Annotated in this window: 23 protein-coding genes and 1 tRNA gene; 8 read left to right on the plus strand and 16 right to left on the minus strand. The window is 62.7% G+C overall.

Annotated features, from left to right (window positions below; all coding sequences use genetic code 11):
• Nucleotides 1-2 precede the first annotated feature (2 nt).
• The 3 genes from CXY74_RS12325 to CXY74_RS12335 all read right to left on the minus strand — a co-directional run bounded on the left by CXY74_RS12325 (nt 3) and on the right by CXY74_RS12335 (nt 2,819).
• Nucleotides 3-950 carry an FKBP-type peptidyl-prolyl cis-trans isomerase gene (locus CXY74_RS12325; protein ID WP_104200698.1) on the minus strand — a complete coding sequence of 316 codons (948 nt, stop codon included), beginning with the start codon at nt 948-950 and terminating at the stop codon, nt 3-5.
• A 130-nt stretch (nt 951-1,080) separates the two neighbouring features.
• Nucleotides 1,081-2,082: a tRNA (adenine-N1)-methyltransferase gene (locus CXY74_RS12330; RefSeq protein WP_104200699.1), complete on the minus strand. Its 1,002-nt coding sequence runs from the start codon at nt 2,080-2,082 to the stop codon at nt 1,081-1,083.
• Entirely contained in the window at nt 2,079-2,819 is a 741-nt protein-coding gene (locus CXY74_RS12335; protein ID WP_255409540.1) for an HAD family phosphatase, read from the minus strand. The genes CXY74_RS12330 and CXY74_RS12335 overlap by 4 nt, the downstream gene beginning before the upstream one ends.
• Before the next feature lie 106 nt (nt 2,820-2,925).
• On the opposite strand from CXY74_RS12335, the gene CXY74_RS12340 reads away from it, so the two are divergent.
• The gene (locus CXY74_RS12340; RefSeq protein ID WP_104200700.1) at nt 2,926-3,882 is read left to right on the plus strand and encodes a proteasome assembly chaperone family protein; all 957 of its coding nucleotides are present in this window, start codon (nt 2,926-2,928) and stop codon (nt 3,880-3,882) included.
• A 35-nt stretch (nt 3,883-3,917) separates the two neighbouring features.
• Here the strand turns inward: CXY74_RS12340 and mshC are convergent, their stop codons facing one another.
• From mshC to CXY74_RS12355, 3 genes are all read right to left on the minus strand, one after another.
• The gene (mshC, locus tag CXY74_RS12345) at nt 3,918-5,222 is read right to left on the minus strand and encodes a cysteine--1-D-myo-inosityl 2-amino-2-deoxy-alpha-D-glucopyranoside ligase (RefSeq protein ID WP_104200701.1); all 1,305 of its coding nucleotides are present in this window, start codon (nt 5,220-5,222) and stop codon (nt 3,918-3,920) included.
• A 73-nt stretch (nt 5,223-5,295) separates the two neighbouring features.
• Complete coding sequence (locus CXY74_RS12350) at nt 5,296-6,150, minus strand: undecaprenyl-diphosphate phosphatase (protein ID WP_104200702.1); 855 nt, start codon at nt 6,148-6,150, stop codon at nt 5,296-5,298.
• Nucleotides 6,151-6,225: 75 nt separating this feature from the next.
• Entirely contained in the window at nt 6,226-7,593 is a 1,368-nt protein-coding gene (locus CXY74_RS12355) for a M20/M25/M40 family metallo-hydrolase (protein ID WP_104200703.1), read from the minus strand.
• A gap of 107 nt (nt 7,594-7,700) precedes the next feature.
• Here CXY74_RS12355 and CXY74_RS12360 point away from each other — a divergent pair.
• Nucleotides 7,701-7,785 (plus strand) — tRNA-Leu (locus CXY74_RS12360).
• 112 nt (nt 7,786-7,897) lie between these two features.
• Here the strand turns inward: CXY74_RS12360 and CXY74_RS12365 are convergent.
• The 4 genes from CXY74_RS12365 to CXY74_RS12380 form a co-directional block, all read right to left on the minus strand.
• Nucleotides 7,898-8,773 (minus strand): ABC transporter permease, encoded by an 876-nt coding sequence (locus tag CXY74_RS12365; protein WP_104200704.1) that lies wholly within the window; start codon nt 8,771-8,773, stop codon nt 7,898-7,900.
• Nucleotides 8,760-9,728: an ABC transporter ATP-binding protein gene (locus CXY74_RS12370; RefSeq protein ID WP_104200705.1), complete on the minus strand. Its 969-nt coding sequence runs from the start codon at nt 9,726-9,728 to the stop codon at nt 8,760-8,762. The genes CXY74_RS12365 and CXY74_RS12370 overlap by 14 nt, the downstream gene beginning before the upstream one ends.
• 43 nt (nt 9,729-9,771) lie before the next feature.
• Nucleotides 9,772-10,938 carry a DUF2092 domain-containing protein gene (locus CXY74_RS12375; RefSeq protein WP_104200834.1) on the minus strand — a complete coding sequence of 389 codons (1,167 nt, stop codon included), beginning with the start codon at nt 10,936-10,938 and terminating at the stop codon, nt 9,772-9,774.
• Between the two features lie 99 nt (nt 10,939-11,037).
• Nucleotides 11,038-11,418, minus strand: a complete 381-nt coding sequence (locus CXY74_RS12380) for a hypothetical protein (protein WP_104200835.1) — start codon at nt 11,416-11,418, stop codon at nt 11,038-11,040.
• A gap of 94 nt (nt 11,419-11,512) precedes the next feature.
• Between CXY74_RS12380 and CXY74_RS12385 the strand changes: the two genes are divergently transcribed.
• Nucleotides 11,513-12,406, plus strand: coding sequence for a hypothetical protein (locus tag CXY74_RS12385; protein ID WP_199183221.1), 894 nt, complete (start codon nt 11,513-11,515; stop codon nt 12,404-12,406).
• On the opposite strand, the gene CXY74_RS12390 is transcribed toward CXY74_RS12385, so the two are convergent.
• Nucleotides 12,403-13,338 (minus strand): DnaJ domain-containing protein, encoded by a 936-nt coding sequence (locus CXY74_RS12390; protein WP_104200706.1) that lies wholly within the window; start codon nt 13,336-13,338, stop codon nt 12,403-12,405. The genes CXY74_RS12385 and CXY74_RS12390 overlap by 4 nt on opposite strands.
• Nucleotides 13,339-13,454: 116 nt before the next feature.
• Between CXY74_RS12390 and CXY74_RS12395 the strand changes: the two genes are divergently transcribed.
• Nucleotides 13,455-13,982 (plus strand): DUF1345 domain-containing protein, encoded by a 528-nt coding sequence (locus CXY74_RS12395; RefSeq protein ID WP_104200707.1) that lies wholly within the window; start codon nt 13,455-13,457, stop codon nt 13,980-13,982.
• Nucleotides 13,913-14,152 carry a DUF1345 domain-containing protein gene (locus CXY74_RS18235; protein ID WP_370446149.1) on the plus strand — a complete coding sequence of 80 codons (240 nt, stop codon included), beginning with the start codon at nt 13,913-13,915 and terminating at the stop codon, nt 14,150-14,152. Before CXY74_RS12395 ends, CXY74_RS18235 begins: the two co-directional genes overlap by 70 nt.
• Here CXY74_RS18235 and CXY74_RS17600 read toward each other — a convergent pair.
• Together CXY74_RS17600 and CXY74_RS12405 are read right to left on the minus strand one after the other, a co-directional pair.
• On the minus strand, nt 14,149-14,313 hold the full coding sequence (locus CXY74_RS17600; RefSeq protein ID WP_158252362.1) for a hypothetical protein: 165 nt from the start codon (nt 14,311-14,313) through the stop codon (nt 14,149-14,151). The genes CXY74_RS18235 and CXY74_RS17600 overlap by 4 nt on opposite strands.
• A gap of 104 nt (nt 14,314-14,417) precedes the next feature.
• Nucleotides 14,418-15,128, minus strand: coding sequence for an SOS response-associated peptidase (locus CXY74_RS12405; RefSeq protein WP_158252363.1), 711 nt, complete (start codon nt 15,126-15,128; stop codon nt 14,418-14,420).
• A gap of 59 nt (nt 15,129-15,187) precedes the next feature.
• On the opposite strand from CXY74_RS12405, the gene CXY74_RS12410 reads away from it, so the two are divergent.
• Both CXY74_RS12410 and CXY74_RS12415 read left to right on the plus strand, forming a co-directional pair.
• Nucleotides 15,188-16,024, plus strand: coding sequence for a DUF3097 domain-containing protein (locus CXY74_RS12410; protein ID WP_104200709.1), 837 nt, complete (start codon nt 15,188-15,190; stop codon nt 16,022-16,024).
• Between the two features lie 311 nt (nt 16,025-16,335).
• Entirely contained in the window at nt 16,336-16,539 is a 204-nt protein-coding gene (locus CXY74_RS12415; protein WP_035840308.1) for a cold-shock protein, read from the plus strand.
• Nucleotides 16,540-16,631: 92 nt separating this feature from the next.
• On the opposite strand, the gene CXY74_RS12420 is transcribed toward CXY74_RS12415, so the two are convergent.
• Nucleotides 16,632-17,111 (minus strand): Lrp/AsnC family transcriptional regulator, encoded by a 480-nt coding sequence (locus CXY74_RS12420; protein ID WP_092107921.1) that lies wholly within the window; start codon nt 17,109-17,111, stop codon nt 16,632-16,634.
• 173 nt (nt 17,112-17,284) lie between these two features.
• Nucleotides 17,285-19,102, minus strand: a complete 1,818-nt coding sequence (locus CXY74_RS12425) for a DEAD/DEAH box helicase (protein WP_104200710.1) — start codon at nt 19,100-19,102, stop codon at nt 17,285-17,287.
• An 87-nt stretch (nt 19,103-19,189) separates the two neighbouring features.
• On the opposite strand from CXY74_RS12425, the gene CXY74_RS12430 reads away from it, so the two are divergent.
• Nucleotides 19,190-19,978, plus strand: coding sequence for an SGNH/GDSL hydrolase family protein (locus CXY74_RS12430; protein WP_104200711.1), 789 nt, complete (start codon nt 19,190-19,192; stop codon nt 19,976-19,978).
• Nucleotides 19,979-20,065: 87 nt separating this feature from the next.
• On the opposite strand, the gene CXY74_RS12435 is transcribed toward CXY74_RS12430, so the two are convergent.
• Nucleotides 20,066-21,307: a D-alanyl-D-alanine carboxypeptidase family protein gene (locus CXY74_RS12435; RefSeq protein ID WP_104200712.1), complete on the minus strand. Its 1,242-nt coding sequence runs from the start codon at nt 21,305-21,307 to the stop codon at nt 20,066-20,068.
• Nucleotides 21,308-21,315 lie beyond the last annotated feature (8 nt).

Consider the following 21,315-nt stretch of genomic DNA (forward strand, 5'->3'; position numbering starts at 1 on the left):
ACCTAGTCGACGCCGAGAATATCGACGACGAAAACGAGTGTGGAACCGGCCGGAATAGTGGCATCCACTGCGTCACCGTAGGCCTGGTCGGGAGGAATGACAGCAACGATCTGTGAACCGACCGTCTGTCCAATGAGTGCTGTTGCCAAGCCGGGAATCACCGCGTTGGGGACCATTTGAACGGGGCTTCCGTTGGTCCAGGTCGACACGAAGCTTGTCTTTTCCTTCCACAGCACGCCGGCGAGATTCACGGTGACCGTCGACCCTTCCTTGACCTTGTCGCCGGCACCCTGCTTCAACACACCCATTTCGAGCGTGGTGGGAGCGTCCCCGTTGGGGACGACTATGCCCGGGACGCCGTTTTCATCGAGCACCACGGCGGGAAGGCCATTGGCCACGATCTGGTTAGCTCCGTCAGCTCGCGGCAGATATGCCTTGACGATGTCAACGACAACCACCACCGCATCCGTCGCTCCAAGTTGCAGCTGCTCGCTACCGCCGGCCGGACCGAACCCATCATCAGGGGAAACGACGACCGCGACGCGCTCACCTTCACGGGCGCACAGCAGGCCGGCGACTATCCCGGGAAGAGTAGTGTCGGCGAGGGCAATGGGGAAGGCAACGCTGCCGTCGAACGGAGCTTGTTGAATGGCAGCGCCGGTCGTTCCGTTATACATGGTCATGACGGCGGAGATCATCTGACCGGCTTCGAGTTTCTCACCGGAACCTTCGATGATTTGCGTGCGCTGAGTAGTCGACGACTTGAGCGGTGTCGGAAAGCTGACGTCGGGCGCCGAGCCGAAGTCGCCGGCGGTCGAGACCAACGCCGAGGCCGCACCGGGCGTGGCCGCGGTTTCACAGGAGGTCCCGGCCGTTCCGGGGCTGGCGCAGGCGGTCAATGCCGTCATCACGAGGCCGGCGGTGACGATCAGCGCGGATGCTTTGCGCACAAGTCCTTCTTTCGGTACGGGGTTGCTGCAGCATGAATCTGCTGCGCGAGTGTGAGATTGGTGCGGGTGCGGCTGGGTCCAGGCGGTTACGGTCTCGGCAGAGTTCAACCGAAATGGGCCGGGCCCTATCCTAACCGGCGTCGAGGTCGCGAGCCTTGGAAAGCTCGGCGCCCGCGCCAGCGGCCCGCACACGTTTACGCATGACTTTGGCGCTGACGTTGCGTTCACCGAGCGCCCCCGGAGTCCAGGCCTCGACATCCGCGTCGCTGAAGTCCGTTTTGGACGGACGTCGCTTCAGCTCGGGAAGGATTGTGTCGGGGGCGAGCCGACGTGCGGTGATCAGGAACCCGGTGTGACCGATCATGCGGTGGTCGGGACGCACTGCGAGTCCCTCCACGTGCCAACCGCGAATCATCGTCTCATGGGAATCCGGATTGGTATAAAAACCGGTGCCGCGGATGGCCTCGGCCACACGGGACAATTGCGTCACCGTGGCGACGTAGCACAGCAGCACTCCTCCTGGCTTGAGAGCTTCGGAGACGGCGCCCAGGCATTCCCAGGGCGCGAGCATGTCGAGGACCACCCGGTCGACACTCTGCGGCGGCATGGTATCGGGCAGCGTCTCGGCAAGGTCGCCCAGGGTGATGGTCCAGTTCTGCGGATCATTCCCGAGGAAGGTAGCTACGTTGTCGCGGGCGACGTCGGCGAATTCCTCGCGCCGTTCAAAGGATGCCAGACGGCCGGCCGGCCCGATCGCCCGCAGCAGCCAGAGCGACAGCGCCCCGGAACCAACGCCGGCCTCAACGACGGTGGCGCCGGGAAAGATATCAGCCTGCGCCAGAATCTGGGCTGCATCCTTGGGGTAGATGATGGCTGCACCGCGCGGCATGCTCATCACGAAGTCCACCAGCAGCGGCCGCAGCGCCAGGTGCTCAACGCCAACGTTGTTGGTGACGACCGACCCGTCGGGCTGCCCGATGATGTCGTCGTGCGCGAGAATGCCGCGGTGGGTGTGAAAGGTCAGGCTTTCCTGAAGGGTGATGGTGTTCATCCGCCCCTTGGGCCCGGTGAGTTGTACCCGGTCGCCGACACGAAAAAGTCCGCTGTTTTGAATGACCTGGTTGCTGCTCATGCGAGTGGTGCGCTTTCGTTTCGGGCGGTCCTGGTGGGGGCGAGAGCATGACTGGGAGAGAGCTCGTCAGAACGCTTCGAACGGTGATACAGTTCGGCGATATCGTGGATCGTGCGCCCGTCGAGCGTCGGCCAGCGCGTGTAGAGCGCGCTCTTCGGCAGGTCGATCTGGTGGGGAACGGCGATGGTGATCGTGCCGGCGGCAACAGCGGACTCGACACCCGGCACGGAATCCTCGATCGCGATGCACGTTGCCGGATCCACGCCGAGTTGCTCGGCGGCGACCAGATACGGATCGGGATGCGGCTTGCTGTTTTCGACCATATCGCCAGCAACGACTACGTCGAATGCTGCAAAATCGATGAGGTCGATGATCTGGCGGGCCATGCGCTCCACCGACATCGTGACGAGTGCGGTCGGGACGCCGGCGGCTTTCAGCTGCCGCAAAAGCTCACGAGATCCTGGACGCCACGGAATTCCGTGTTCAGCCAGCTGCTGCTGCACGCGGTCGGTGAGGCGGGCGACGATGGCGTCCGCGGTGAGATCGACGCCTCGTGCTTGCAGAATTGCCGCAGAATTCCACAATCCTGATCCGATCAGCGACATTCCGTCTTCATGCGTCCAGACACCGCCGAACTCGGCGAGGAGCTCCGTCTCGGCACGCATCCAGTACGGTTCGGTGTCGACGATCGTGCCGTCCATGTCCCACAGGACGGCGGCAGGTAGGGAAGCGGGCAGGGGCAGGGGCGGAGAAAAAACATTCACGGGGTTCAAGTGTAGGGCCACCGCCTATCCTTGATGGAGGCCCTTCATGTGGGAGGCCGAAGAATTGAGGATATAAACGGTGACTGACGGTAATGGGTTTCTGGGCGGACGGCTGCTCGTCGTCGCTTTCGAAGGCTGGAACGACGCCGGAGAGGCCGCAACGGGGGCGGTTCGCGCGCTGAAAGAATTACTCGACGTTGAGAAGATCACCGAGGTCGACCCCGAGCTGTACTTCGACTACCAGTTCAATCGGCCGACCGTGTCAACGAACGAGGAAGGCGTGCGTACCCTCGGTTGGCCGGGAGCGATCATGTATGGTCCAAAGACCCCCGGGACACTGAGCGTTCCGCTGGCGGACGACGCCGCGTTGCGGGTCAGTGGAACGAACGCAGGCAATATCTTTCTGCTGATCGGTACAGAGCCGTCCCGCAGTTGGAAGAGCTTCGCCGCGGAGATACTCGATGCGGCCCTGGCCGCAGACGTCAGCTGCGTCGTCTTTTTGGGCGCCATGCTGGCCGACGTTCCGCACACCCGCCCCATCTCCATCTTTGTCTCGAGTGATAACACGCAGGTGCGGGCCGAACTGCAAATTGAACGCAGCAATTATGAGGGACCGGTCGGCATACTCAGCGTGTTGTCCGATGCCGCCGAGACTGTGGGAATTCCGACCCTGTCGATTTGGGCATCGGTGCCCCACTATGTGCACAACGCACCATCGCCCAAGGCGATGCTCGCATTGATCGACAAGCTCGAAGAAGTCATAGATGTGGTCATCCCGCGCGGCGCGCTCGTGACCGAGGCGGCTGAGTGGGAAACCGGTATTGATGTCCTAGCAGGCGAAGACGAGGACATGGCCGCGTACATAGCCCAACTCGAGCAGGCCAGGGACACCGTCGACTCACCAGAGGCCAGCGGCGAGGCGATCGCCCAGGAATTCGAGAAGTATCTGCGCAAGCGCGGCACCGACGGGCGCGACGGGCGCGCAGACGGTCGGCCCGATGGCCCCGGAAGCCGACCCGATGGGCCACGGCACTAGGAACGCAGCGGGTCGGCCGCAGACGACGCTCGGCTCTACAGAGCGATGCCGAGCAGCGCACTGACGGCACGATTCACCAGGCTGACGTCATCGAGCTGACCGGCGGCCGCGTCGTCGACGAGCTTCAGAGCCTCGGGGGTGTTCAAATCGTGGCGGAGTGCAGAGCGCACGGACTGCACGAGCGAAGCAGCCGTTCCAGCCACCTCCATGCTGGCAGCGTTCCTGGCAGCGTTTTTGGCTGCGGAAACGGCCGAAGCGCCGAAGGCTGCAGACCACACGGAGAGGCGCGCGATGGCCTCTTCCAGAAGTGCGTCGGTCCATTCCCAGTCGCTGCGATAGTGGCGGGCCAACAGGGCCAGGCGAATCGCACGCGGGTCAATACCCTGAGCGCGTAGTCCGGAGACTAGAACGAGATTACCGAGCGACTTGCTCATCTTCTCGCCCTGATAGGCGACCATGCCGGTGTGACTGTAGACCCCGGCAAGCGGATGTCCGGACAACGCCTGCGCATGCCCAGCGCTCATGTCGTGGTGCGGAAAGATCAGGTCGGATCCGCCCCCCTGCACGGTGAAATCTACGCCGAGTTCTTTGAGGGCGATCACGGAACACTCAATGTGCCAGCCTGGTCGCCCGGCGCCGACCGGAGACTCCCACGCCGGTTCCCCCGAACGCGCAGCCTTCCAGAGCAGCGGGTCGAGTGGGTCGCGTTTACCCGCCCGGTCGGGGTCTCCCCCGCGCTCGGCGAATAGGCGCAGCATGCTGTCGAGGTCGAGGTTGCTCTCGTCACCGAGCGCCCAGCCGGTGCTGGCTTCGGCGGCACGAATGTCAAAGTATAGATCGATGGCGATCGTTCCGTCTGCCCCGGCGATGGCGTCGCCGGTCGGTACCGGATAGGCGAGTCCCGCCTCCTGCAATAGGGCCACGGCGGCGGCTATCTCGTCGATGACCTCGGTCACGGCAACAAAATCATTCGGCGGAATGATTCCCAGAGCTTCCATGTCGGTGCGGAAGAGCTCAACCTGTGATTCGGCCAGGTCACGCCAGTGGACGCCGGTGGCGGTCGCCCGTTCCAGGAGCGGGTCATCAACATCCGTCACATTTTGGGCATAGTGCACGCGGTAACCGGCATCGATCCAGACCCGCTGGAGGGTGTCGAAGGCGAGGTAGGTGTTGGCATGGCCAATGTGGGTCGCGTCGTAGGGGGTGATGCCGCAAACGTAGAGTCGGGCTGAATCGAGCGGCTCGGCGAGCACCAGACTGTCGGTTTTTGTGTCGTGGAGCCAGGGTGCATTCGACTCGCCGGGGGCAGAGACAATTTCGGGTCGTTCCCATGCACGCATGTTTCAAGCCTAGCTTCCATGCGGCGGTGGCTTCGCGAACCGTCCTCGATGCGGCGACCGCTTCGCGAACCGACTAGGCGGAGATAACGTTCGTTCCGAGGAGCACGAACAGCACGATACCCAGCAGGATGCGATAGATCACGAACGGCAGAAAACTCCGTCGCGAAATGTAGTTCATGAAGAACGCGATCACGGCGAGGCCCACAACGAAGGCGACGATAGTGGCCACAAGGGTTTCGAGCGGTCCAAAAATTTCGGGAGTGCACGTGGTCGCGCCCGATAAACAGGGATCGGCGACGGACTTGTACACCTGGTAGAAGCCGCTGCCGAGCACGGCAGGAATGGCCAGCAGGAAAGCATACCGGGCCGCTGCTGCGCGTTCGTAGCCGAGGAACAGCCCGGCAGTGATGGTACCGCCCGATCGTGATACGCCGGGGATGAGTGCGAGCGCCTGCGCGAATCCGTAGATCACGCCGTGGCCGACAGTGATGTCCTGCAGCTGGCGCCTTTTGGCGCCGACATGGTCGGCGATGCCGAGCAGAATGCCAAAGACGATGAGCATGGTCGCGGTGAGCCAAAGTGAGCGCAGCACGGTTTCAATCTGGTTTTGGAACAGCAGGCCGAGAATGATGATCGGAAGCGATCCCAGAATGATCAGCCAGCCCATGCGGGCATCCGGATCTTTGCGGGACACTCTGCCGGTGAGCGATTTTGCCCACTGGCCGATGATGCGCACGATATCGCGCCAAAAGAAGATGACGACAGCAGCTTCAGTGCCAATCTGGGTGATGGCCGTGAATCGGGCACCCGGGTCATCACCGGTGCCGAGAAACTGGCCGACGATCGTGATGTGTGCACTCGACGACACCGGAAGGAACTCGGTCAACCCCTGAACGAGGCCCAGAATGATCGCATTCAGAAAGTCCACGCGCCGCGCTTTCTTGGATTACGTGAAATACTCAGGAAACCCGTGCCCAACGGGCTCGGGCGGCACTTCACAGCTTCAATATTGTGACAGCAGGTCGGTCAAAACCTGCCTGCCAAACACTAGTGCGTCGAGCGGTACCCGCTCGTCCACTCCGTGGAACATCGCAGGAAAGTCCAAGTCCCCCGGGAGGCGAAGGGGCGCAAAACCGTAACCTTTGATGCCCAGGGTGCTGAGGGCTTTATTGTCCGTTCCCGCCGACAGCAGGTACGGGAGCACCGGCGCGCCGGGGTCATGGCGCTCCAGGGTACTCACGACCGCTTCGATCAGCGGCCCGCTGAATTCAGTCTCCAGACCGATATCGCGGTGCATGGTGACGATTTCGATGTCAGCCCCGACAATCTCCTGAATCTGGGAGAGCACGAGATCTTCCTCGCCTGGCAGGGCGCGGATGTCGATGAGGGCCTCTGCCGTGTCGGGGATGACGTTGTGCTTATAGCCAGCGGTGAGGCCGGTCGGGTTGGTCGTCGTGCGCAGGCTGGCCTGGATGAAGCCGGACGCCGTGCCGGTCGCCAGAGCGAGCTCGTCCGGGCCGACCCGTTGCGGGTCGACCTCGAGAATGCGGGCGATTTCGCCGAGAAGTTGTTCGGTCGTGTCGGTCAGGCGAATGGGCCATTCGTACCGCCCGAGTTTCGCCACGGCCTCGGCGAGCCGAGTGACCGCGTTGTTGGGGTGCATTCGGGAGCCGTGCCCGGCCTCGCCGCGGGCAACGAGCTTGACCCAGATCAGCGCTTTCTCCCCGGTTTGCAGGAGGTAGGCACGTTGACCGCCGAGCGTTATGGAGTATCCGCCCACCTCACTGATCGCCTCGGTGGCTCCGTCAAACAGGTGCGGATGCTCGCGAACGAGAAAGTGCGAACCGAGCACGCCGCCGGCCTCTTCGTCGGCGAAAAAGGCGATGACGAGGTCGCGCTCTGGTGCACCATTGGCACTGATCACGTCCTGCAGAGAGGCCAAAATCATAGCGTCCATATTTTTCATATCGACAGCGCCTCGCCCCCACAGCAGGCCGTCCTTGATGACGCCGCCGAACGGGTCGACGCTCCAATTCGCCGCATCGGCCGGAACAACATCAAGATGACCGTGCACGACCAGAGCTGGCCGGGCGGCGTCGCGACCCTTGACCCGGGCGATAACGCTGGTTCGGCCGGGTTCGGAATCGAAGAGTTCGGGCACGAGGCCGAGGTCTCGCAGCTTCTCGGCGACGTATTCTGCGGCCTCCGTTTCGCCGTTGGAACGGCCTGCACCATAGTTCGTGGTGTCGAAGCGGATGAGATCACGCGCGATTTCGGCGGTCAGATCAAGTTTTTGAGGATGACCTGCGGGTGAGATTCCGGCTGAATCAGCGGAACTTGCGGCCGGGTGCACGTTCGAAATGGAAGGCATGTTCAAACGCTACCCGCCGGCGCCGGGGGGAGGCGACACAACGCCGGTTCTAAACCGTGCTAAGTTATTACCTCGGCAGCCGGTTCATCCGGAGGCCGTTTCACCCAGTCCGGGTGGCGGAATTGGTAGACGCGCTGGCTTGAGGTGCCAGTGCCCGTTAAGGGCGTGTGGGTTCAATTCCCATCTCGGACACGGAGATTTCTTTCGAGAGATCAACGAGGACTGGTTGAGACAGTTCATGAGGCCGGATCCCCTGGATCCGGCCTCATCTCGTTCAGCCATCGCCCAATCGTCGGGTGGATCGTCACGACAAGATGTCCTTGGTCACAAACCTGCTGTACGCCAACGCCCCGAAAACTGCCAGGTAACAGACCTGCACGATCGCATTCTGGCCGAACGAGCTGAAGTCGAGTGGTTGCCGGAGCAGATCGGCAAAACCGAGCCAGTAATGGCTGAACAGCCATGGATGCAGCCAAGACAGTTGCGGAATGACATCGAGGATCTGCGCGACGACGGATACCACGATTGTCGCCGCCATCGCTCCCACAGGAACATCGGTGAGCGTGGAGATGAACAGCCCGATCATCGACAAGCCGAGCAAGGATACGGTGACATAGGCGGCCACCAGCAGCGAGCGCACTAGCGACTCGGTCACGCTGATGGTGTCGCCCGACAAGAGCGTGACCGGTCCGACCGGAAACAGGGCTGCCCCGATGAGCGTGCCCGAGACGGTGAGGGTCAGGGTCGCCACGAGGCAGAACAAGGCCGCGCCCGCGTACTTGACCAACAACAGCCGTACCCGGCCAGCTGGCGCCACCAGCAGGTAACGCAGGGTACCGAGGCCGGCTTCCCCGGCAATCGTGTCTCCGGCCACCACACCGATGGTCAGCGGCAGAAACAGGGGGATGGCGACGACCATCGCCGTGAAGCCGACGAACAAGCCGTTCTGGGTCACCCGATCAAGAAACGGCGGCCCCTCCCCGGGAGCCAGCGTGGAAGACGACAAACGAACGGCGACGGCGAGCAGTACCGGGATCAGCGCAACGGCGACCAACATCGCCCAGGTCCGTCGACGGCGAAACAGCACGGAGATTTCGGAACCGAGCAGGTCCCAGCCACCCCCGCGCCGCACCGGGATATCGCTGCGTCCCGTTGCTGGCAGAGCATCACTGGACGACATCGAAACCCTCCCCGGTCAGTGCGACAAAGCGTTCTTCGAGGCTCGGTTCCTCGATGGCGAAGCCGCGGATACGCACCCCGCCGGCGACGAGCGCCGTCACGATGGCCTCGGGCTGCCAGTGGGTACCGACGAGTGGCGCGACCACGATCGGGTCAGCATCATCGAGCGCGCGGATCACGGGCTCCAGCCCCAGCTGGCTGAGTACGCGGATCGCACCCGGGGCATCCGGTGTGCGCACGCGCACCCTGGTCTCACCGACCTGCCGCAGCGCGGCCAGCGTGCCCTGGGCGACGAGGCGGCCAGCACTCATCACGGCGGCGTGGGTACACATCTGCTCGACCTCGGCGAGCAGATGGCTTGAGACGAACACGGTCGTTCCCTCTGCGGCCAGTGAGCGCACGAGGCTGCGCACCTCTCGGGTGCCCTGGGGGTCGAGGCCGTTCGTGGGTTCATCGAGTACGAGCAGCTGCCGCGGGACCAGCAGGGCGTTGGCGATGCCGAGCCGCTGCTTCATGCCGAGGGAGTATGCGTGTACCTTTTTGTCGGCCGCATGGGAAAGCCCGACCCGTTCGAGGGCCCGCTGCACTCGAGCTCGGCGGGTGCCGTTCGGCGCGTGCCGGTCGGCGGTGTCGAGGCGCCGTAGGTTCGCCGCCCCGGAAAGAAAAGGGTAGAACGCCGGTCCTTCGACCAGGGCGCCGACCTGGGGCAAAACCTCATGCAGTCGGGCGGGCATGCTGTGGCCGAGCACGGTGATAGTGCCGCTGGTTGCCTGGGTGAGTGCCAGCAACATGCGAATGCTGGTGGTTTTGCCCGAACCATTCGGACCCAGGAAGCCGAATACCGAGCCGCGGGGAACCGCGAGGTCGATGCCATTCACGGCGGTTTGCGTGCCGAACCGCTTGGTGAGACCCCGGCTCTCGATCGCGAGTTCGAGAGCCGGGGTATCGCCGGTCACAGTGTGATGCGCGTCACTGCGGAGCGCGTCACTGCGGTGACGGTCACTCTGCGGCGGCCTGGAGCTGGGCGAGCGGAACCGCACCGGCGAATACCCGCCCGTCCGTGGCCAGGAATACCGTCATGAGGGACGTTGTCAGAGCGCGACCTCCGTCGACACCAGTGGTCAGCTGGTCGATCAGGGGGTTGTTGCCGAGCTCGGCCGGGACGGCGACGGCGGGAACCTCGACGATACTGGACCATCCACTTCCCGTGACACGGGGCAGTTCAGCCGCTGTCGGGCTCTGTGCCCCCGCGTGGTCACCGCTAGCGTGGTCGGGCCGGGCCGGCAGGGCCTGCTCCGTCACCATGGCGTCGGCCGGCGGCACGAAATCGAAGCGGTCAGCGTCGGGAGCGGCAAAATCGAGAGCAGTGAAGCCGACCTGCAGTGCCGGTGCGCTCTGGCCCTCGGCCATCACGACCACCTGGACTGGCAGGCCGGTCTCAGAGTCGACAGCGATCGAGACGGATGCGACGAGGCTATCCGCTGTTTTCGGCGTGAGCACCAACTGGTACACACTGCGTCCGGCGACCCGGGCGTCCGTGCCGACCGACACCGTCGTACTCGGGTCCAGCTCGCTGAGAAAACGATCGGCAACCTGCGCCGGGGTCGAGAGGTCGGTGGGGACAAGCGACTTGAGCTCGGCAAACTTCGACTCGGCGGTACCGGCGAGATCGGTCGGCACGCTCACGTGGGTCGCTGCGTTGCTCTTGGAGTCGTACAGCCAGACATCGTTCCCGTTATGCACGACGTCACGCTCCGCCATGCGGTCCTTGATCTGTACGCGAGACTTGTTTTCGCCACCGACGTAGACCCGGAACTCGTGGGAACCGCTCAGCAATTCCAGTGCCGTGCTCAGTGCCCCGGTGGCTGACGTTCCCGAGACGACGTCGGACGCGCCTTCCGGCATGGACTCGGTCACGGATTTCTGCATGGATGTGGTCATGCCCGCACTCAAATCCAGCGTGGGGAGACCAAGATCAGACGATTGGGAGACCGTTCCGGAAAAGGTCGACACCGTGCTGTCGTTCACCAGGAGGAGAACCTGCTCGGGTGTCTTATCGGGCAGATCGACGGCGGCACCGGCTTGGAATGGTACGGCTATCACCGCGGCGACCACGACCGCCGGCACGACGATTGCGGGGAGCCATTTAAGAGAATTGCGAGACACGATCAACGCCTTGGTGAATTCGGATTCATACGGTGATCGTACGCCTTGGGCGTGCGCATCGGTGGTGAGATCAGCGTATTTTCAGGTGCCGGTAGTGGATCAGACGGGTGCGCTCTGGCCAGGTGCCTCATCGGTGATCCCAATGAATTGACTGCCGATCCCGTCGCACTCGGTGCGGCCAAATCCGGCGGCTGGCTCAGGCAGCTCGTCGAACCCGTGGTTCGAGCAGCTGATATATGTGAACGTCGGCCACCATTTTTTCGGGCGCACGGCTTCGGTGTACCCACAAATCGTGCAGGTGAGCTGAACCCACACCGGCTTCTTGCCGGTGCGATTGGTGCGCGACTGCAGCAGCCAGACCGGTGGCTCGGCCTCGAGTTTAGCCAACTGGCCCTCGCTTACGCGCGACGGAATACCGTGACGTGCCGCCATTTCCAGCGGGATATCCAGGCGGAGTGCTACTTCTCGTCGCGTAATCATCATAGATAACGATAAGTGCTGGCATGCGCGGGCGCAGCATCCGCTGTTCGATCGATGCCGGAATCTCTTCCGTCGGTCGTGGGAGAATGGCGAAATGTCAATTCCCGTGTCCCCACTCGGACTTCTCCTCGACGTCGACGGCCCGATTGCGAGCCCGATCACGCGCACCATTTCGACGCCGAGCATTCCGGCCGATCTGATCACACTGGCGGCCGGACACGTGCCGATCGCGTTCATCACTGGGAGGTCAGCCGACTTCATCCGCGAGCAGGTGATCGCCCCGCTCGTGCACGCCGGACTGCCGGAGACCTTTCGGATGTACGGCGTCTGCGAGAAGGGCGCGGTGTGGTTTCCGATCGGACCGAACGGCATGGGGGACGTCGTCGTCGATCAGAGCGTTGCCTTGCCGGTGGCGGTCATTGACGCGGTGCGCCAGCTGGTCTCTGACTCGTTCGCAGCCGAGATGTTCTTTGACGAGACCAAGCAGGCGATGATCTCGGTCGAGCAGCGCACCGATGTGAGCCATGCCAGCTTTCGCGCCCGTCAATCTGAATTCAACGCGGCAGCCTTCGCCATATTGGTGGAACACGGCCTCGGCGTGCAATTCGGCGATCGCCAATCACCCGACGAATTCGGTCGTATTCCGTTTCGACTCGACGCGACGATCATCTCAACCGATATCGAGTCGGTCACCCTCGACAAGGACCATGCCGCGAAACGTGCCCTTGCCTACTTCGCAGCGAGCGGTCCGTTGCCCCGGCTGTGGCGATCAATGGGCGATTCCCGCAGCGACTATCGCATGGCCGATCACCTGTACGACGCCGGCTACGACGTCACCCACGTTGATGTGCGCCCGTCCGATGGCATTCTTGACCGACCGTACCCGGTGATCGTGATCGGCGACCAGATCCACGATGAGGCCGGGGCCACATTTCTGCGCTATTGGGTCGACAAGCTGGCCCTGCGCTCGTCATCTCGAAACGCCTAGGTATTTACGAAACGGATGCCGTTAAGTAAAGTGCTGCGCAGCTCGAAGACCTTTTCGAAGCTTCCGCGCTCCATGCCGGCCAATCCCTCGCGCAGCACGCCGACGAGCCGCGATCGCGGAATCACAATGATCATCGGCCGTCGGCCACGCTTGGGCAGCGATACCGGTTCGTCAAGGGCTACGTCGGGTAGCACGACGATGAGAGCGGTGAAGCGTACTTTCAATGCGCGGCTGAGTGAGCGGGCGGCATCCTCGAACTGATGGATCGGGCGATCCTCCTCCGGCAGTTCGTCGCCGATCAGTTCACCGCGGCGCAGCTGCACGGGTGCGCCCCAGTCTTCGGACAAGATGCCGAACAATCCAGCCGGGCCGAGGACGATGTGGTCGATTTTGTCGGTCTGGCTTCCGGTATCGATGTCGTGCCACGCGGTGAAACCGATACCGAGATTGGCCACAAGCTGGGCTGTGGCCTCCTCTGCCAGAGCTTTGGCGAGGCAGTGCCGTACAGGTTTCGGGGCGCTGCGAATGAGCGCGGGGGCGTACGGGTCGTCGATGACCGTGCCGCGGCCAGCCCATTCGCGCACGAGATCGAGGTATCTCAGGCGCGCCTGACCGCCGGGATGACCGTGCATGCGGGTTTTCAGGCTGGATTTCGTGGCAGGACCGCGGGCGGCGGAGGCGGCGTAGGCATCCGTTGGAGCGGCCTGCTCGGGGTCGTCGAAGCGACGACGATCGTAATCGGCCCGGTTCTGTGGACTTCCAACACGTTCCCAGGCGAGTTGCACGGCATGAAATCTGCTCGCGCTGCCGCCGACATCGGGATGGGTCTGGCGCAACAACAGTCGATAGGCGCGACGTAGCTCATTCTCGGTCGCGGTCGGACTCACTCCGAGGACCTCGTAGGGGGTGGATGCGGCCGGGCTGTCTTGCATCCTGGGCGGGACCTTTCCGTGTTTGAAGTCAATCAATGCGAAATCGATCGAACCCCCACATTACCGTGCAATTCTGATACCGCGCCGAGGGAGAGCTGGGTGGGTGACCGGCCATTATGTGCCACGATCAGCCTGTTACCATTCCACTCGCGCACCTGCACCGGTACAGTACCCGTCTGGTCGTCATGCTCGTGGCCGGACTTATCGTCGGGGTTACGGCTGGTCCCTCGGGTGATTGGGTTCTCGCCGTATTTCTCGGCTGGGGTGCTACCTGCGTGACCTATATAAGTTGGGTCTGGATTGTCATCAGCCGCCAGGATGCCGACGCGACGACCACGCACGCTACTCGCGAAGATCCGTCACGGGTCGTTTCAGAATTTCTGATTCTGCTGGCCGGGCTCGCGAATCTCGGCGCGAACGTCGTGTTTCTACTCGGGACGACGGCGACCTTGAGTTCCCAGCGCGGATTTCTCGCCGCAGTGGCCATTGCCAGCGTTGCCCTGTCCCGGGTGCTGGTGCACACGCTGTTTACCTTGCGCTGCGCCTCGCTGTATTCAGTCACTCTCCCGACGACATCGACTTCAATCAGCCCGAACCGCCGCGGTATACCGACTTCGCCTACCTGGTCTTCACGATCGGCATGACCGACCAGGTCTCGGACACGAGCATCCAGAATCACTCGCTGCGGATGGCGACGCTACAGCATGCGCTGCTGTCATTTCCGTTAGGATCGATGATTTTGGCTATGCTGATCAATCTCGTAGCGGGATTCCTGCAAATGCAGCACCCGGCGCGCGAGCCGAGCGGGGCTTAGTTGCGCAGCAGGTGGAACGGGATTGCCATTGCGATGGCCACGCACAAGATTCCCGCAATGAAGATCGGTGCCATCAGGGACGTGACCGAGAACGCCAGGCCAAACAGCCAAAAACCCAAAACGAAGATCGCAAACGCGACGACGAAGGCGACGATGTTCATGGGTGTTCCTTTCACGGCAGCGCCCGCGTAATTCCGCCAGGCACTGAGTTGAGCGTTCTGCTTATTCGTACTGCTTCGAGCGTACCGGTTGGGGCCCGATGCAATTACATCGAAGCGTTGGTGATCGGCTCGATCAGTTCAGGGCTGTTCCCGGTCACTCGGCCGACCTCATGAAAATTAAGTGATTCTACGACTGTCCGGGAGGCTGCGACGGCGCCATCCACGAGACCTTGGTCACCTTCCGTGGCCGGATCCAACCAGTGGTCCCACCACTCCTCCGGCAAGGCAACCGGTGTGCGGTCGTGGATCTGCGCGAGCGGACCCTGGGCACTAGTCGTCAGGATGGTTGCGGACAACACCCAGCGCGCCGGATCGCTGTCAACGGCGGCCGGATTCTTCCACCAGGAATACAGACCAGCGAGAGCGAGCGGAAGGCCATCGTCGGATTGGATGAAGTACGGGGTCTTTACGGTCCCCTCGGTGTGCCACTCGAAGTAGCCCGTCGCCGGGACCAAGGTGCGCCGCGACCGCACGGACATCGTGAAGGTCGGCTTCTCGGCGGCCGTTTCTGCCCGAGCATTGAAGGTCGGAAATTTCGACGTCGACTCCGTCGCGAAAGATGGAATCAGTGACCAGCGTGCTGATTCCAATCGACGCACGGGGGGGTCGGTTTTGGCCGATTCAAGCACGATCGGAATCTGTTCAGTCGGCCGGATATTCCAGGACGGTTCCGGCAGATTCTCACCAACATGCTCGATATCGAACATCGCAGCCAGATCGGGCGCTGAATCAGTAATGACGAGTCGACCACACATACAGTCAGAGTACCGCGTCATGCCCGGCGACTTCACGGACTTCCGCTAGCGTCGATGCAATGGACGAACGTTACAGTGCAGACGTGCTCTCCCCCGGGTGGCGCGACGCGGGACGCATCATTATTCCAACCCAGGAAGCCGTTCGGGACTTGGTTGTCGAAGAAACAGCCACAGGATTTTGCGGTGCCGTCATTCGCGTAGAAAAAAAGATCGTCACACTCGAAGACAGGCATGGCAAGCTGCGTCTGTTTCCGCTCGGCTCTGGTTTCCTGATCGATGGACGTCCCGTCACACTGGTCGCACCGACCATGGCGGCCGCCCTGGGCCGGGTACGCACGGCTTCAGGCTCGACGGCCGTGCCCAATGCGCCTGCTCGCGTCGCGCGCGCCAGTCGCATCTTTGTCGAGGGACGTCACGACGCTGAGCTGGTTGAAAAAGTCTGGGGCGCCGATCTGCGCATCGAAGGCGTTGTCGTGGAATATATCGAGGGGGTCGACAACCTCGACGAGATCCTCCGCGAATTCCGTCCGGCCTCTGCACGTCGAGTCGGCGTATTGGTAGACCACCTCGTGCCTGGATCCAAGGAGAGTCGCATCGCAGAAGCCGTGGCGCGCGGGCCGTTCGCGGCGAACGTTCTCGTAGTGGGGCATCCGTTCGTCGACGTGTGGCAATCGGTAAAACCCGCACGGATCGGCCTCAAAGCCTGGCCCGACGTACCGCGGAACATCGAATGGAAACACGGCATCTGCGACGCACTCGGCTGGCCACACGAGGAACAGGCCGATATCGCCCGGGCCTGGCAGCGAATTCTCGGCCGCGTGCGCACCTTTGCCGATCTGGAACCGCAACTTTTAGGGCGCGTGGAACATTTGATCGACTTCGTGACAGCCGAATGACACGCCGTAACCAGTTTCGGCCAACGAGCGCCCGAGGCCTCGCCGAGCAGTGCTCGCCCCGGAGTTCAGGTGAATTCTTCGGTAAACGTGAAGCTTTCATGTCAAAAAGCCTGAGAACTTTGAAACCGTCCAGACTTGTGGGCTAGTGTTGGACTCGAAGTTGTAGTGCTTGCACGTCTTAAACGCACCGATTGTGGTTCACTCGAATCGCAGTTGATGCGCCACATTCCTTTCGGAAGCGGACGACGAATACCGCGACGAACGGTCCCGACAGTCGGGTCCGGTCTAACACTCCTGGAGGAGTTTTACAAATGGCAACAGGTACCGTGAAATGGTTCAACGCTGAAAAGGGCTTCGGCTTTATCGCACCCGACGACGGAAGCGCCGATGTTTTCGCGCACTACTCCGCGATCGCGTCGAATGGCTACAAGTCCCTCGATGAGAACCAGAAGGTCGAGTTCGAGGTAACCCAGGGCCCCAAGGGTCCTCAGGCCGAGAACATCCGCGCCCTCTAAATAGAGCTTGCGAAGAACGCCTCCCGCTTCCGCGGGGGGCGTTCTTGTTTTAAGCGGCACCACCAGCGTGCTGTCGTTGTGGCCCGGTCGACCTACTTCACCAGGTCTTGCCAGCCGTCGCCGTCGACATACTCGAAGATCAGGTTTGTCTCGGTGTGAGCGACGGCCGGATGCTCCGCAAGGTGTTCCAGCACAAAGTCACGCAGGTGAGAGGCATCCGCTGCGGCAACGTGCAGCAGATAGTCATCGGCACCTGCGGTGTGGAACAGCCCGATCACGCCCGGCCAGTGCGGGGCCGCGTTACGAAAGTCATCGATCTGCACCCTGGCGTGTTTGGCCAACCGCACCGAGATAAGGGCCTGCAGGCTGGCACCGAGCGCAGCCAGGTCGATATTGGCCCGATAGCCACGAATATGGCCGAGCTGCTGTAAACGTCGCAGGCGCAGGGACACAGTGGACTCGGCGACACCGATTTCGCTTGCCAGAGCAGCTCCCGAAGCTCGCGCATTGACCGATAGGGCTCGCAGCAGTGCGCGGTCAACCCGGTCGAGTTCCGGCTTCTTCGATTCCATCAACAGACTCCCTTGTTACTAAGGAGTTTATGCGATTGGAGCAAATGAATTGCAAGGGTCTGCATCGTCACAGGCAGAAGAGCACAGCATCTGCTCCTTCATGGCTGTGTCGTCACCGTCGTCTCCGGCGTCACATCGTGAAACTCATGCTGTGCCTGCCGGAATGGCCGCCGCTAGCTGCGCCCGAGGCGACGGCGCAGCAGGTCGATGCGCATCTGCAGCTGGGTGACGCTGGCCTGGGCGACGGCCGGGCCGCCGCATAACCGGCGAAGTTCGGCATGAATCATTCCGTGGGGCTCATTGGCGAGTTTGGACCACATGCCCACCAGGCTCGACAGCAGTGTGCGCTGTTCTTTGAGCGTGCGATACAGGGGCGGCGGTTCAAGCGGGGCGATCTCGCCCGTCACCGGATCCTTGCGTTTGTCCGATGACCGTTTGGACTGGCGTGACTGGCGTTGCCGCAGCAACTCCGACACTTGTTCCGGTTCGAGCAGCCCAGGGATGCCGATGAAATCGAATTCTTCATCGGTGCCGGGTTCGGCGAGCTCTCCGAACTCGTCACCGTCGAACATGACCATGTCGAAGGTCGCCTGCGAGTCCAATGCCTGCCAGGTGAAGTCGTCCAGGCCAAGATCATCCGAGGCCTTATCCTCCTTGTTCGCCGCTGCGACCATGGCATCTTCGGGGTTGTACATGCCGTCATCGCCGTCTTCACGATTGCTGCGGTCGAGGGCGTGATCGCGTTCCAATTCGAGCGCGTTGGCGAGGCTGAGCAGCCCGGGAACATTGGGAAGAAAAATAGATGCCGTCTCACCACGTCGGCGGGCTCGCACGAACCGGCCGATCGCCTGAGCAAAGTACAGCGGGGTTGCCGCACTGGTTGCGTACACGCCGACGGCCAGGCGTGGTACATCCACGCCCTCCGACACCATGCGCACGGCGACCATCCATCGACGGGTGTTCTTGGAGAACTCGTCGATGCGGTCGCTCGCCTCTTTCTCGTCGGAGAGCACGATGGTGACCGGCTCGCCGCAGATGTCCTCGAGAATGACAGCGTAGGCACGTGCGGTGGTCTGGTCGGTGGCAATGACGAGACCACCGGCATCCGAAATGCCGTGCCGCACCTCGGTCAGGCGAGAGTTCGCGGCGCGCAATACCGACGGAATCCATTGCCCGGTGGGCTCGAGTGCGGTGCGCCAGGCCTGGCTGGTGATGTCCTTGGTATTACCCTCGCCGAGCTTGGCTTCCATTTCATCACCGGCCCTGGTGCGCCACTTCATGTGCCCGGCGTAAACCATGAACATCACCGGGCGAACCACGCCATCGGCGAGGGCGCGCCCATAGCCGTAGGCATAATCGCTCTGCGACATGCGGATGCCGTGCTTGTCCGGCAGATAGCTGACGAAGGGGATCGGAGAAGTATCCGAGCGAAACGGCGTCCCGGTCAGCGAGAGGCGCCTGGTGGCCGGGCCGAAGGCCTCCCGAATCGCGTCGCCCCAGCTCAGGGCATCTCCCCCGTGGTGAATCTCGTCGAGAATGACAAGGGTGCGACTCGACTCGGTGAGCTGTTTGTGCAAGGCGGCACGAGCGGCTACCTGCGCGTAGGTCACGACGACCCCGTGATAATGGCTGCCGTAGCTGCGATCGGCGTTCTTGAACATTGGATCGAGACGGATCCCTGCTCGCGCCGCGGCATCCGCCCACTGATTCTTGAGATGCTCAGTCGGCGCCACTACGGTGATGCGATCAATCGTGCGTCGGGAGCGCAGTTCCGCAGCCAGTCGCAGGGCGAAGGTGGTCTTGCCGGCGCCCGGCGTAGCCGCGGCCAGAAAGTCCCGAGGTTCGTGCACGAAATAGGCTTCCAGCGCTTCAGCCTGCCACGCACGCAGCTTGCCGGCTGTACCCCAGGCCGCGCGTTCGGGGAATGACGGCGACAGGTGTTCGGCTGCACTTGTTCCCTGCGCGGGACCGAAAACCGATGGAGTATTCACTGCTTACAAATCTACCAAAGCCCACCGACGTTCGCGTTCGCACCGGTCGGTTCGACCCCAGACTGGGAGTTCCGACAGAATGGATCGATGACGAAGCAACAGCATCCATGGTCGCGCTACGTCGCTCTTGGCGATTCGTTCACCGAGGGCATTGGCGATCCCGAACAGCAGAGCCCCGGCGGGCATCGTGGCTGGGCAGATCGGGTCGCCGAAATTCTCAGTGACGGCACCGACGATTTCGCCTATGCCAACCTCGCGGTCCGTGGCAAACTCCTCGGTCAGATTGCCGATGAACAGATCGAACCTGCCCTCGCGCTCCGACCCGACCTGATCACCATCTCGGCTGGCGGTAACGACGTGATTCGACCAGGGACCGACCCTGATTCCATTGCAGCGCGCTTGGACGCGGCAATTTCCCGGCTGACGCACTATGGCGCGACGGTCGTGCTGTTCACCGGGGCGGATGTGGGCTTCTCCCCTGTTTTTCGCAGCATTCGCGGTAAAGTCGCCATCTATAACGAAAACATTCGGGCGATCGCCACCAAGTACGACTGCATCGTGGCCGACATGTGGCAGTTGACCGAGATTCAGGACCCTCGCATGTGGGCTCCGGATCGGCTGCATCTCAACGCGCTCGGACATCACACAGTCGCGCGCATGGTGCTGCAGACCCTCAATGTGACGAGTTCCCTCGCACCGAGCGAACCGGAGCCCATGCCGGGCACCACGTGGCGTCAGGCCCGCACGGAAGACCTCGTCTGGGCACGGGAATACCTTGTGCCCTGGGTCCTGCGCCGGGTGCGCCACCAATCCTCCGGCGACCACGTGCTGCCCAAACGACCAGACGCCGGCCCTTTCACCCTGCCGCCGGTTTGACCGCTTGTGCCTGCGCCGAACGTTCCGGATTAGGCGAGTCGGGATGGGGTGAGTTCGGATGGGGTGAGTCGGGATGGCGCGGCGAGGTCAGCCGGCGGCGAGCTCGCCGGGGTGTCCCATGCGCCAGGCCGGGCCGGGATCCGTGAGGGTGTGCTGCAATTCGAGCGGCACGGTCACCGTAGTCGGCGTTGCTGCACCGATCGTGAAGGACACCTCGCCAACCTCGTCTCCGGCCCGGCCGAGTTGCACGTCCTCGGCCGTAGCGGTGCCCGCGATCGGCGAGTCCGACCAGACCAGAACGGATGCCGCCCGCTCGGCGACAATGTCGCTCACGTCACCCCACGGTGTCGTGTAGCTGCCGAACACGGCGCCTTCTGCGGCCAGGACGACCTCGTGAAAGCCCGGCTGGACGCTCTCGATCAGCGTGGCAATCGCAGAATTGAGCTCGGAGTGCGTGTCCCCCCCGAGAACGACACCGACAAGGGTGACCGCGTGGGTACCGATGGTGAAATCGGTCGAGAACAACAGGCAGGCACCGGCAACATCCGTTGTGCCCGTCTTGATGCCGTCGACGCCACTGCGGCCGAGCAGCTTGTTCGTGTTGATAATGGTTCCAATGACCGGCAGGACCGACGACGGGAGAGCGACGATCTCGGCGAGGGCCGGGTGGCCGACGACGAGCTTGCCGATCTCCACCAGGTCGGCCAGGCTGCTTACGCTCGACGCGGAGAGACCGCTCGTATCCGCGATACTGGTCTGGTTCAGGGTATTGTCGGCCAGCCAGGTTTTCGCAGCCGCCAGGTAGTTGTCCACGGATCCGTACGCCCACACCGCGAGGGAAGACGCATAGTTGTTGGCCGACGGCAGCAGCATTGCCTCAAAAGCCTCACGTTGCGTGAGCACCATTCCCGCGACGACGGGTGCCACCGAACCATTCTCGGCGATCGCGGCGTAGTACCTATCGACGTCGGCGTCGGTGAACGTGATGTCGGGTCCGTCCTCGCCTGCACCGAGTGGCTTGGCATCGAGGACGACCAGGGCTGTCACCATTTTTGCGATGCTCGCGATCGGCACCGTGTCCTGCTGGCCGGTCGAGGCCAGAACACCGGGAAAACCGACCGCGCCGATAGCGCTCGCGCCGAAGGCCGGCCAAGCCGGTGCAGCCGCCGGTTGGGAGCTCGCGTCCGGCTGCACGATCGACGCGGCGCTACCCGGTACGGGAGCCAGGTTGGTGGCGCCAACGTAGCCGATTCCACCCAGTACAACGAGGACAACACTGAAGACGGCCAGTCTTCGGCGCCGGAGGAGGACACGCCGGGAGGGAGACATCCGTTTAG

Source organism: Cryobacterium sp. Y29 (assembly GCF_002929825.1).
Taxonomy (GTDB): Bacteria; Actinomycetota; Actinomycetes; order Actinomycetales; family Microbacteriaceae; genus Cryobacterium.